The organism is Mesorhizobium sp. M6A.T.Cr.TU.014.01.1.1, from assembly GCF_004022765.1.
GTDB classification, from domain to species: Bacteria; Pseudomonadota; Alphaproteobacteria; order Rhizobiales; family Rhizobiaceae; genus Mesorhizobium; species Mesorhizobium mediterraneum.
Map to the genome: position 1 here is coordinate 103695 of NZ_RZPG01000023.1, position 12409 is coordinate 116103.

Consider the following 12409-nt stretch of genomic DNA (forward strand, 5'->3'; position numbering starts at 1 on the left):
CGGTTGCCCAAGGAGCCTGAACCCACTGAACGACAACGACACCGCGCACAGAAAACCAACAGGGGAACGACCATGACAATCAACAGACGAGAATTGCTTGGATATGGCGCAGCAGCACTTGGCGCCACCGTTATCGGCCTGCCGCAAATGGCCAAGGCAGCCGGCGAACTGACCATCGCCTACAACGTCAACCTGCCGTCCTGGGACCCGACCACCGGGCCTTCGGCGGTCAACCCGACGATCCAGGGCCTCTACCAGTCGGTGTTCGACCAGTTCATTCCGCAGAAGCCGGACCTGTCCTTCGCGCCGGGCCTGCTGACCGAATGGGGCTGGAACGACGACCGCACGAAGATCATGATGACGGTGCGCGACGGCGTCACCTGGCATGACGGCTCGCCGTTCACGGCCGACGACGTGGTCTGGTCGCTGCAGCGGGCGGGCGACGAAAAGACCGGCAACCCGATCCAGTTCGTCTGGAAGAACGTCAACAACTTCAAGATCGACGGCAACAAGATCACCGGCGACGTGGTGCAGTTCGACCCCGTCTATTTCAAGTGGATGTCGTTCCTGACCGGCTACATCATGCCGAAGGCCTATTATGAGAAGGTCGGCGCCGAGGGCTTCGAAAAGGCCCCGATCGGCACCGGCCCCTATATGGTCGACAAATTCGAGCGTAACGCCTTCCTGCGGCTGAAGGCCAATCCGAACTATTGGGGCGGCAAGCCGGCCTTTGAGAATGTGACGATCAAGTTCGTCACCGATGCGGCGAGCCGCGTTGCCGAAATCGAGTCCGGTTCCTCGCAAGTAACGCTCGAAATCCCCTATGAGGAATATGACCGCCTGATCGCCAAGGACGGGCTTGCCGGCTCGTGCAAGAATGTTTCCGACATCGGCATGATCTTCTTCAACGACATCGACGTGATGCTGGACAAGAACGTCCGCCAGGCTGCCGTCATGGCGGTCGACAAGAAGCTGCTCGTGGATCGGCTGCTGCGCGGCTACGGCCAGCCTATCGATACGCTGGAGACGCCGGAATACGCAGCCTATGATGCGTCGGTCAAGGTCGAGCACAATCCGGAAAAAGCCAAGGAATTGCTGGCCGCCTCCGGCTATTCGCCGGAAAAGCCGGTCAAATTCTCGATACAGACGACCAAAGGCTTCAAGCCTAAAGACTACGAGATGATCCAGGCGATCGTCGGCATGTGGCGCAAGGTCGGCATCGAGGCGACGATCGAGGTCTACGAGATCGCCAAGCACTACGAGCTGCGCGCCGCCGACAAGCTGACGCCGGCGGCCTTCTACAATTGGGGCAACGCGATCGGCGATCCGACGACGTCGACCGGCTTTGCCACCTATGGCCCGAGCCCGCATTCGGTGTGGGACAGCCAGGATCTGATCGACATGATCAACCCGCTATGGGGTGAGAAGGACGAGGCCAAGCGCATCGGCGGCTGGAAGGCTGTCGACAAGTACATCGCCGAACAGGCCTATGTGCTGCCACTGATCCAGTATGCGCAGCCGATCGTGCATGCCAAGGGCGTCAATGTCGTGCAGCATATATCCGGCGCGCTGTTGCCGGCGCTGATGACCCCGGCGTGAGATCGGCATAGCGTCCAAGCGCGCCATCGCCGTCGATGGCGCGCCCTTTCCGCAGGCATACGGGCGACCATGCTGCTGCAAAGATTCCTGATCCGTCTTCTGACGATGGCGATCACGCTGTTCGGCGTCGCCGTCGTGGTTTTCGTCGTCATTCGCGTCGCGCCCGGCGACCCGATCGCGATGATGCTGCCGCCCGGCGCCACCGATGCCGACATCGCCCGGTTGCGTGCGCTCTATGGGCTCGACAAGACCATCGTCGAGCAGTTCTTCATCTGGCTGTCCGGCGTTGTCAGAGGCGATTTCGGCACCTCGATCTCGCTTAGGCAAGACGTGCTGGGGCTGGTCTTCAACCGGCTGCCGGCGACACTGGAGCTCGCTATCGTCGCTCTTTTGATGGCGCTGGCGATCGGCGGCACGACGGCGATCCTTGGCGCGCGGGAACGCGGCACCGCAGTCGAGGCCGGCATCGACATCGCCAGCGGTGCAGCCCTTTCCATTCCCGATTTTTTGTGGGGCCTGGTGCTGATCCTTTTGTTCGGCGTGCTGGTGCCTCTCTTCGACATTTCCGGCCGGGTTTCGCCGCAGCTCGACCTTCCCTTCGTCACCCAGTTCTATCTGTTCGAAAGCATTGCGCGGCTGCGCTTCGACCTGACCAAGGACCTGCTCGGGCACATGCTGATGCCGGCCGTGGCCCTGGCGTTGCCGCTGGCCGCGATCATCTCGCAGCTGCTGAAGCAATCGCTGAAGGAAGTGCTCGATCTCGACTATGTCGTGCTGGCGCGGGTCAAGGGCTTTTCGGAAACGCAGGTTATTTTGCGTGAGGCGCTGAAGAATGCCGCGCTGCCGACGCTCACTCTGATCGGCGTGCAGTTCACCTTCCTGATCGGCGGCACCGTCATCGTCGAGCGGCTGTTTTCCTATGAGGGTCTCGGCAACATGGCGATCGACGCCGTCATCAACCGCGACCTGCCGCTGATCCAGGGCATCGTGCTGGTCTTCGCGCTGCTGTTCGTGCTGATCAACCTCACCGTGGACATGATGTATGCGCTGCTCAATCCGAGGCTGCGCCATGGATGACGGCCGCATCTCCAGACATGGCTCGGGCGCAAGGCTGTGGCTGTCCGGCGGCTGGCTGCTGCTGGCGCTGCTGGCGGCGATCTTCGCGCCGCTGGTCGCGCCGCAGGACCCGCTGGCGCAGGACCTGATGTTCGAGCGCCTGCCGCCCTTCTGGATGAGCGGCGCGGAGCCCGGCTTCTGGCTCGGCACCGACAGCCTCGGCCGCGATCTCCTGTCGCGGCTGATCTTCGGCGCCCGCATCGCCTTCGTCGTTGCCTTCGCGGCAGCCTTGGCCGCCTGTCTGGTCGGCTCGACGCTCGGGCTTGTCGCCGGCTATTTCGGCGGCTGGGCCGACCGCATCATCTCGCGCATCGTCGACGTCTGGATGGCGTTCCCGCCGGTGTTGTTTGCCATCCTTTTGGTTGCCGTGCTCGGCACAGGCCTGAGCTCGGTCATCATCGCCATCGCGGTCATCGACTGGACGCGCTTCTGCCGGGTGATCCGCGCCGAGACCATGGGCCAGGCGCGCATGGATTATGTCGAGAACGCCCGCATCGCCGGCTACGGCCGCATCGGTATCATGCTGCGCGAAGTGCTGCCCAATGTGGTGCCGTCGATCGTCGCGCTGCTGTCACTGGAAATGGGCATCGCCGTCATCGTCGAGGCGATCCTGTCCTTCGTCAATCTGTCGATCTCGACCGACGACCCGACCTGGGGCGGCATCATCGCCGAAGGCCGGCTGTCGATCCATCAGGCCTGGTGGGTGCTGGTGTTTCCGCTGGTCACTCTGATCCTGACGGTGTTGTCGTTCAGCCAGTTCGGCGAGGGTCTCAAGGCACGCTTCGATCCGGTGCTGCGATGAGCGCGAGCGTTTGCCTCGATATCAGTAACCTCAGCGCCGTGCTGCCGAATGGCGCCCGCGTGCTGCGCTCGGTCTCGCTCTCGGTCCAACCCGGCGAGGTTCGCGCGCTGGTCGGCGAGAGCGGCGCCGGCAAGACGATGATCGGCAAGGCGGTGCTCGGCGTTCTGCCACTGAGCGTTCGCATCGTCGAGGGCGACATGCTGCTCGAAGGTGAAGATCTCGGCCGGCTTCAGCCAAAGGCGAGGCGCACCTTGATCGGCGCCCGCACCGCGCTGATCCCGCAGGATCCGCTGACCGCGCTCAACCCGTCGCGCCGCATCGGTCCGCAGATGACCGACCGGCTGGTGCGCATCCTCGGCTGGAGCGGACAGAGAGCCGACGCCCGCACCCGCCAGTTGCTCGACGAGGTGCAGATCCGCGACCCGGACCGCGTCCTCAAATGCTATCCGCACGAGCTTTCCGGCGGCATGCGCCAGCGCGTGCTGATCGCCGCCGCCTTCGCCGCCGAGCCAAGGCTGATCGTCGCCGACGAGCCGACAACGGCGCTCGACGTGACCGTGCAGAAGCAGATCCTGCGCCTGATCGCGCAGTTGCAGCGCGAGCACGGCACGGCGATCCTGTTCGTCACCCATGATCTCGGCGTCGTCGCCAAGATCAGCCAGAAAGTATCGGTGCTCTATGCCGGCAAGGTGGTGGAGGAGGCCGAGACGGCGGCGCTGTTCGCAGCTCCGCAGCACCCCTACACGCGAGCGCTGATGGCGGCGACACCGCGCTACACCGACCCGTTCGCCTCTCTGAGACCGGTGGACGACGCGGTATTGGCCGGGCTGGCCGCGGAGATCGCCGCCGCCGACCAGGCCTGGAGGCGCCCGCATGGCTGAGCCGCTGTTTTCCGTCCGCGGCCTGAAGGTCGCGCTACCCGACATGACGCGCAAGCCGCTGATCGGCCGCGCGCCGCTGGCCGAAATCCTGAAAGGTCTGGATTTCGACCTGCCAAAGGGGTCGGTGACCGGCATCGTCGGTGAATCCGGATCGGGCAAGTCGACGCTCGGCCGCGCCCTCGTACGCCTGCTGGAGCCCAGCGCCGGCAGCATCACCTTCGACGGCCGCGACATCACGCATCTGCCGGAGGCCGAGCTCAGGCCGCTGCGCCGCAATCTGCAGATGATCTTCCAGGATCCGATGTCGTCGCTCAATCCGCGCCGCACCATTGCCAGCATCATCGCCGCACCGCTCAGGCAAAACGGGTTTGGCGACAATCTCAAGGGGCGTGTCGCGGAGGCATTGCAGCGCGTCGGCCTGCCGCAAAGCTTCGCCAGCCGCTACCGTCACGAACTGTCGGGCGGCCAGCGCCAGCGCGTCGGCATTGCCCGGGCGCTCGCGCTGTCGCCGAAATTCGTGCTGGCCGACGAGATCGTCTCCGGTCTCGACGTATCGACCCAGGCACAGATCCTGACGTTGCTGGAAAAGCTGGCCGCCGAAATGGGCCTGACGGTCGCCTTCATCAGCCACGATCTGTCGGTGATCCGGCGGCTTTGCCGGCAAGTGATCGTCATGCGCGAAGGCGTGATCGTCGAGGCAAGCGCCACCGACGCTTTGTTCGAGAAGCCGCGGCAGGCCTACACACGCGACCTGATATCAGCCATCCCGCTGCCCGAGATCGATGACGGCTGGCTGCTGCCCACCGCTAAGGTGCCGGTATGAAGCAAATCTCATTCGCACGTCGAAGAGCGGGCCTCGGACGTGCGCCCGGCAAGCCACCCACGTCCCGCGAGAAGGATGACTGACATGAGGAATGCTATCCGAAACGCAACGCTTGCGACCGCCGTCCTGGCCAGCATCGGCACTGCTTCCGCCGGCACCATTCCCGGCATGCGCGGGCACGATCACACCGGGGTTACGGTGCCCGACATGAAGCAGGCCGTCGACTTCTTCACCGAGGTCGTCGGCTGCAAGAAGGCGATGTCCTTCGGCCCGTTCGCCGACGACAAGGGCACGTTCATGCAGGATCTGCTGGGCGTCGACCCCAAGGCGGTGATCGAGGAGATCACCCTGGTCCGCTGCGGCTACGGCTCGAATATCGAGCTGTTCAAATACACCGCGCCCGACCAGAGGGACCTGCAGGCCCGCAACAGCGACATTGGCGGCTTCCACATCGCCTTCTATGTCGACGATATCGCTGCCGCGAAAGCCTATCTCGATGAAAAGGGCGTGAAGACGCGGATGGGCCCGCTGCCGGTTACCGAAGGGCCGGCTGCCGGCCAGACCATCCTCTATTTCCAGGCGCCCTGGGGCCTGCAACTGGAAGCGATCAGCTATCCCAACGGCATGGCCTATGAAAAGGACGCGGAGACGGTGCTGTGGAGCCCGAAGAGCCCGGAAAAATAATCCGGGCAAGCGCGTGCTTGCGGGTCTGACCCGCAGGCAGGCCATGGGCATCCGAGGCAGATCGCTTCAATTATGAAACTTCAAGCTTGAAATAATTTATTTCAGGCGCGATACTGACGAATAATAAGCGAAGAGGAGATCGCACGAATGAAGGTTGCGGTTCTCGGCGGCGGACCAGCCGGCCTCTACTTTGCCATCTCGATGAAGCTCAGGGACGCCGCGCACGAGGTGACAGTGTTCGAGCGCAACCGCGCCGACGACACATTCGGCTGGGGCGTCGTGCTGTCGGCCGAAACGCTCGACAATCTGACCAGGAACGATCCGGTCAGCGCCGTATGGATCAAAAAACATTTCGCCTATTGGGACGACATCGCCGTCATTCATGACGGGGTGCGCACGGTCTCGACCGGCCACGGCTTCTGCGGCATCGGCCGCAAGCGGCTGCTCGTCCTGCTGCAGCGGCGGGCGCGTGAGCTTGGCGTGAAGCTGGTCTTCGAGACCGATATCGCCGACCCCAAGCCCTATATGGAGAGCCACGATCTGGTTGTCGCCGCCGACGGCCTGAATTCGAAGGTACGGGGCGCATTCGTCGACGTGTTCAAGCCAGATATCGACACCCGCAAATGCAAGTTCGTCTGGCTCGGCACGCAGCAGAAGTTCGACGACGCCTTCACCTTCGTCTTCGAGAAGACGGAGCATGGCTGGGTATGGGCGCATGCCTACCAGTTCGACAGTGAAACCGCGACCTTCATCGTCGAATGCAACGAGCAGACCTGGGAGCGCTTCGGCTTTGGCGCGATGTCACAGCAAGAATCGATCGCCGTCTGCGAACGGATCTTCGCCAGGCATCTCGGCGGCCACGCGCTGATGACCAATGCCAATCACATCAGAGGTTCGGCCTGGATCAATTTCCCGCGCGTGCTGTGCGAACGCTGGTCCTACAAGAATCTGGCGCTGATGGGCGACGCGGCGGCATCAGCGCATTTCTCGATCGGCTCCGGCACCAAGCTGGCGCTGGAAAGTGCTGCGGCGCTGGCCGACTATGTCGAGTCCGAGCCCGACCTCGAGGCGGCGTTCCGCAAATATGAAGACGCCCGCCGCACCGAAGTGCTGAAGCTGCAGTCGGCAGCGCGCAATTCGCTCGAATGGTTCGAGGAGGTCGAACGCTATCTCGGCCTCGATCCGGTGCAATTCAATTATTCGCTGCTGACCCGCTCGCAGCGCATCAGCCACGAGAATCTGCGGCTGCGCGATGCCGAGTGGCTGGCCGGCGCGGAAGAATGGTTCCAGCGCCAGGCCGGCGCCGGCGGCAACAGTCTTCGTCGCGCGCCGATGTTCGCGCCGTTCCGGCTGCGCGACATGGCGCTGCAGAACCGCATCGTTGTCTCGCCGATGGCGCAGTACAAGGCCGTCGACGGCTGCCCGACCGACTGGCACTTCGCCCATTATGCCGAACGGGCGAAGGGCGGCGCCGGCCTCGTCTATATCGAGATGACCTGCGTCAGCCCGGAAGGCCGCATCACGCCTGGCTGTCCCGGGTTCTACGCACCCGATCATGAGGTCGCCTGGAAACGGCTGGTCGATTTCGTCCATACCGAGACCGAGGCTAAAATCTGCGCGCAGATCGGCCATTCCGGCGCCAAGGGCTCGACCCGGCTCGGCTGGCAAGGAACCGACGTGCCACTGACATCAGGCAACTGGCCTGTGATGGCGGCATCAGCGATAGCATGGTCGCCTGAGAATCAGGTGCCGAAGGCGATGGACCGCGCCGACATGGACAGGGTGCGCGATCAATTCGTCGCTTCGGCCGAGATGGCGGCGCGCTGCGGCTTCGATATGCTCGAAATCCATGCTGCGCACGGCTATCTCCTGTCCTCCTTCATCACGCCGCTGACCAACCGGCGCACGGACGCCTATGGCGGCTCGCTCGAAAACCGCATGCGCTATCCGCTCCAAGTCTTCCATGCGGTGCGGGCCGCGTGGCCCGCCGAAAAACCTGTTTCAATGCGCATCTCGGCCAATGACTGGGTCGGCATCGAAGGCGTGACGCCGGCCGATGCAGTCGAGATCGCACGGCTGCTGCATGAGGCCGGCGTCGACATCTGCGACGTGTCGGCCGGCCAGACTTCGGCCGATGCAAGACCGGTGTATGGGCGCATGTTCCAGACGCCGTTTTCCGATCGCATCCGCAACGAGGTCGGCATGGCGACCATGGCGGTCGGCAACATCTATGAGCCGGACCACGTCAATTCGATCCTGATGGCCGGCCGCGCCGATCTCGTCGCGATGGCAAGGCCGCATCTCGCCGATCCCTACTGGACGCTGCATGCGGCCGTGACGCTCGGTGATCCCGGCGTCAAATGGCCGGATCCCTATCTGCCGGGCCGCGACCAGATCTACCGGCTGGCCGAACGCGATGCGGCAGCGGGGCTGAAAGTATGAGCACCGCGACGATAACAATGCGGCACGCGCTGGTCACCGGCGGCGGCTCCGGCGTGGGCCGCGCCATCGCGCTGGCGCTGGCCGGCGCCGGCATAGACGTGACCATCTGCGGCCGGCGCGAGGCGGCACTTGCCGAGGTCGCCAGGCAAAGCGATCGCATCTTCGGCATCGCTGCCGATGTCACCAATGAGGCGGCAATGGCGTCGCTCTACAGTCAGGCCGAGGCGGCGCGCGGGCCGATCGATATCGTCGTCGCCAATGCCGGCATGTCCGGCAGCGCCCCGGCACAGCGGACCTCGCTCGCGGACTGGCAGCGCACGCTCGATGTCAACCTGACCGGCGCGTTCCTGACGGTGAAACCGGCGCTGGCCGGCATGGCCGCGCGGAAATCAGGCCGTGTCATATTCGTCGCGTCGACGGCCGGGCTAAAGGGCTATCCGTATGTCGCCGCTTACGTTGCCGCCAAGCATGGTGTCGTCGGCCTGATGCGGGCGCTGGCGGTCGAGACCGTCAAATCCGGCGTGACGGTCAACGCCGTCTGCCCGGGCTTCATCGAAACCGAGATGCTCGAGGAATCCATCCAGCGCATCGTCGAAAAGACCGGCCGCTCGGCCGAAGAAGCAAGGACGAGCCTTGCCTCGACAAACCCGCAAGGCCGCTTCATCCAGCCGGAAGAGGTTGCAGCCGCGGTGCTGTGGCTGTGCGGCGATGCGGCCCAATCGATCACCGGCCAGACGATCTCGATCTCGGGAGGCGAGACATGGTAGCCGGTCCCCTGCCCGCGCCGTCCGGACCCGGCAAGGACCGCCTGCGCCTGTGGGTGCGGCTGCTGCGCGCCTCACGCAGCATCGAGGCCGAGCTGCGCGAGCGCCTGCGGCAAGAGTTCAACACGACGCTGCCGCGCTTCGACGTGATGGCCGCACTCTACCGCGTGCCGGAAGGCATGCTGATGAGCGACCTGTCGCGCTTCCTGCTGGTGTCCAACGGCAATGTGACTGGCATCGTCGACCGTCTGGTTTCGGAAGGGCTGGTCGCCCGCGCCCGACGCAATGGCGACCGCCGCACCTCGATGGTGCGGCTGACGGAGGAAGGATCGAAGGCTTTCGCCGTGATCGCCGCCGCACATGAGAGCTGGATCGGCGAGCTGCTGGGCAATGTGAGCGAGGACGAGGCGCGCCGGCTAACCGGCATGCTGAATTCCTTCCGCAGCAATTGGGAGGGACGGGAATGACAAAAATGGCCGGCCGCAAGCCGAAGCATTTCCTCTGGCAGGTCGAAGGCAAGATCGCAAAGATCCGGCTCGACCGGCCGGAGCGCAAGAACCCGCTGACCTTCGAAAGCTATGCCGAGCTGCGCGATATCTTTCGCGACCTCGTCTATGCCGACGATGTCGATGCGGTGGTGTTCCTGCCCAATGGCGGCAATTTCTGCTCCGGCGGCGATGTTCACGACATCATCGGCCCGCTGGTCAAGATGGACATGAAGGAGTTGCTCGCCTTCACCCGAATGACCGGCGATTTCGTCAAGGCGATGCTGAATTGCGGCAAACCGATCATTGCGGCGGTCGACGGCGTGGCGGTGGGCGCCGGCGCCATCATCGCCATGGCGTCCGATATCCGCATCGCCACGCCGGAAGCCAAGACGGCGTTCCTGTTCACCCGCGTCGGTCTTGCCGGCTGCGACATGGGCGCCTGCGCGATCCTGCCGCGCATCATCGGCCAGGGCCGCGCCGCCGAGCTGCTCTACACCGGCCGCACGATGAGTGCTGAGGAAGGCGAGCGCTGGGGTTTCTTCAATCGGCTGGTCGATGCCGCAGCGCTTGAGGCCGAAGCACTCGACATGGCCGCGCGCATCGCCTCCGGCCCGACCTTCGCCCACGGCATTACCAAGACGCAGTTGAACCAGGAGTGGTCGATGGGTCTCGACCAGGCGATCGAAACGGAAGCGCAGGCGCAGGCGATCTGCATGCAGACCGGCGATTTCAAGCGGGCGTACGAGGCTTTTGTTGGCAAGCAGAAGCCGGTGTTCGAGGGCAATTGAGGATGTTTTCTTTAATCAAAATGGACACGTTGGCGGGACAGCGCCCCCCTCTGGCCTGCCGGCCATCTCCCCCACTTGGGGGGAGATTGGCAGCTCCACCTGCAGCGCTTCTCCTGCAATGCCGGCGATTGGCGAAAGCAGTGGTGACGTCCAATCTCCCCCCTCGTGGGGGAGATGTCCGGCAGGACAGAGGGGGGCGCCGTGGAGTGCAAGGCCCGAAGCACAGTGGAGGCAGAAATGCCTGACCGGTCCTTCCTCAATTGGCCGTTCTTCGAGAACCGACACCGCGAGCTGGCCGAGCGGCTGGATGCCTGGTGCGGAAAAAACCTGCCGGTCGCGCATGACGATGTCGACGCCGCCTGCCGCGAGCTGGTGGCGAAGCTCGGCAACGACGGCTGGCTGGAGCCGACGGCGCTCGACACGGACAATCCCGGACCGCTCGACGTTCGCGCGCTGTGCATCACACGCGAGACGCTGGCCCGGCATGACGGGCTGGCCGACTTTGCCTTCGCCATGCAAGGGCTCGGCACCGGCGCGCTTAGCCTGTTCGGCACGCCCGAGCAGCAGCGCTGGCTGGCGAAGACACGTGCTGGCAAAACAATTTCCGCCTTTGCGCTATCGGAACCGCGCTCCGGATCTGATGTCGCCAATATGGAGATGACGGCCACGCACGACGGCGACGACTATGTGCTGTCGGGTGAAAAGACCTGGATCTCCAATGGTGGCATTGCCGATCTCTACGTCGTTTTTGCCCGCACCGGCGAGGCGCCCGGCGCCAAGGGCCTTTCGGCGTTCATCGTGCCTGCAGACATCAAGGGCCTAACCATCGCCGAACGGCTGGAGGTGATCGCGCCGCATCCGCTGGCACGATTGTCCTTCGACAATGTCCGCGTTCCGGCCTCGGCATTGATCGGCAAGCCAGGCGACGGTTTCCGCATCGCCATGTCGGTGCTCGACGTGTTCCGCTCGACGGTCGGCGCGGCGGCACTCGGCTTTGCCCGGCGCGCGCTGGACGAAAGCATCAAAAGAGTGGCCGAGCGCAAACTGTTCGGCGCTGCGATGGTCGAGCTGCAAATGGTGCAGGGTCACATCGCCGACATGGCGCTGGATGTCGATGCCGCCGCCTTGCTGGTCTACCGCGCCGCCTGGACCAAGGACATGGGCGCCGCCCGTGTCACCCGCGAAGCGGCGATGGCCAAGCTGTTCGCCACCGACAAGGCGCAAGAGGTGATCGACAAGGCCGTGCAGCTGCATGGCGGCGATGGCGTCCGCAAGGGCCACATCATCGAAAGCCTGTATCGCGAGATCCGCGCGCTGCGCATCTATGAGGGCGCGTCCGACGTGCAGAAGGTGGTCATAGCCAGGCAAGTGATGGGAGCGGCCTGAGGCCGAACTGGGACGGATAATTGCGAATTAGACTGGTTCGATTTTGAACATTGCGACCGGATTTGAGTATCGGGAGGCTTGATATGCACACCATCCTGCAGCCGGAAGGCTGGGCGAAACCTGTTGGGTACGCCAATGGCGTCGCCGCGCGCGGGCAGATGATCTTCATCGGCGGCCAGGTCGGCTGGACCGGGCAAGGCCAATTCGAAACCGATGATTTTGTCGGCCAGGTGCGCCAGACGCTTGCCAACATCGTCGCCGTGCTCGCCGAGGCTGGCGCCATGCCTGAGCATATCACCTCGATGACCTGGTACTTTACCGATAAGGCCGAGTATCTGGCCAACCTCAAAGGGATCGGTGAGGCCTATCGCGAGGTCATCGGCCGGCATTTTCCGGCCATGGCCGCCATGCAAGTCATGGCGCTGGTCGAGGATCGCGCCAAGGTGGAAATCCAGGCGACAGCGGTGATCCCGGACTGACGCCGGCGTGCTTCCCTTCTCCCCTTGTGAGACCTTTGCACAGAAGCCGAACGGTGATTCTGTGGTGAAGGTTGGAGCAGGGAGATTCGGGATGGCGGATCGTGTTTTGGGTCAGTTGAGTCTGGCGGACGGTCTGGCGGCGTCGGATGAGACGATT

At 64.0% G+C, this 12409-nt stretch carries 12 protein-coding genes; all 12 read left to right on the forward strand.

Features of this window, described 5'->3' with window-relative positions; translation table 11 throughout:
- The first annotated feature begins 72 nt into the window (after window positions 1-72).
- The 12 genes from EN885_RS24090 (at window position 73) to EN885_RS24150 (ending at window position 12252) form a co-directional block, all read left to right on the forward strand.
- On the forward strand, window positions 73-1599 hold the full coding sequence (locus EN885_RS24090) for an ABC transporter substrate-binding protein (RefSeq protein ID WP_128244325.1): 1527 nt from the start codon (window positions 73-75) through the stop codon (window positions 1597-1599).
- Window positions 1600-1668: 69 nt separating this feature from the next.
- Window positions 1669-2676: an ABC transporter permease gene (locus tag EN885_RS24095; RefSeq protein ID WP_128244324.1), complete on the forward strand. Its 1008-nt coding sequence runs from the start codon at window positions 1669-1671 to the stop codon at window positions 2674-2676.
- Entirely contained in the window at window positions 2669-3517 is an 849-nt protein-coding gene (locus EN885_RS24100) for an ABC transporter permease (protein ID WP_127205428.1), read from the forward strand. The genes EN885_RS24095 and EN885_RS24100 overlap by 8 nt, the downstream gene beginning before the upstream one ends.
- Entirely contained in the window at window positions 3514-4398 is an 885-nt protein-coding gene (locus EN885_RS24105; protein ID WP_127205427.1) for an ABC transporter ATP-binding protein, read from the forward strand. Before EN885_RS24100 ends, EN885_RS24105 begins: the two co-directional genes overlap by 4 nt.
- Window positions 4391-5221, forward strand: a complete 831-nt coding sequence (locus tag EN885_RS24110; protein WP_128244323.1) for an ATP-binding cassette domain-containing protein — start codon at window positions 4391-4393, stop codon at window positions 5219-5221. Before EN885_RS24105 ends, EN885_RS24110 begins: the two co-directional genes overlap by 8 nt.
- Before the next feature lie 84 nt (window positions 5222-5305).
- The gene (locus EN885_RS24115; RefSeq protein WP_127205425.1) at window positions 5306-5905 is read left to right on the forward strand and encodes a VOC family protein; all 600 of its coding nucleotides are present in this window, start codon (window positions 5306-5308) and stop codon (window positions 5903-5905) included.
- A 147-nt stretch (window positions 5906-6052) separates the two neighbouring features.
- Window positions 6053-8347, forward strand: coding sequence for a bifunctional salicylyl-CoA 5-hydroxylase/oxidoreductase (locus EN885_RS24120; protein WP_128244322.1), 2295 nt, complete (start codon window positions 6053-6055; stop codon window positions 8345-8347).
- Window positions 8344-9114 (forward strand): SDR family NAD(P)-dependent oxidoreductase, encoded by a 771-nt coding sequence (locus EN885_RS24125; RefSeq protein ID WP_127205424.1) that lies wholly within the window; start codon window positions 8344-8346, stop codon window positions 9112-9114. The genes EN885_RS24120 and EN885_RS24125 overlap by 4 nt, the downstream gene beginning before the upstream one ends.
- Window positions 9108-9578, forward strand: coding sequence for a MarR family transcriptional regulator (locus EN885_RS24130; protein WP_095487734.1), 471 nt, complete (start codon window positions 9108-9110; stop codon window positions 9576-9578). Before EN885_RS24125 ends, EN885_RS24130 begins: the two co-directional genes overlap by 7 nt.
- Complete coding sequence (locus EN885_RS24135; RefSeq protein ID WP_095487732.1) at window positions 9575-10387, forward strand: enoyl-CoA hydratase family protein; 813 nt, start codon at window positions 9575-9577, stop codon at window positions 10385-10387. The genes EN885_RS24130 and EN885_RS24135 overlap by 4 nt, the downstream gene beginning before the upstream one ends.
- A 237-nt stretch (window positions 10388-10624) precedes the next feature.
- Entirely contained in the window at window positions 10625-11773 is a 1149-nt protein-coding gene (locus EN885_RS24145; protein ID WP_095487730.1) for an acyl-CoA dehydrogenase family protein, read from the forward strand.
- Window positions 11774-11856: 83 nt separating this feature from the next.
- Window positions 11857-12252, forward strand: coding sequence for a RidA family protein (locus EN885_RS24150; protein ID WP_095487728.1), 396 nt, complete (start codon window positions 11857-11859; stop codon window positions 12250-12252).
- Window positions 12253-12409: the final 157 nt, after the last annotated feature.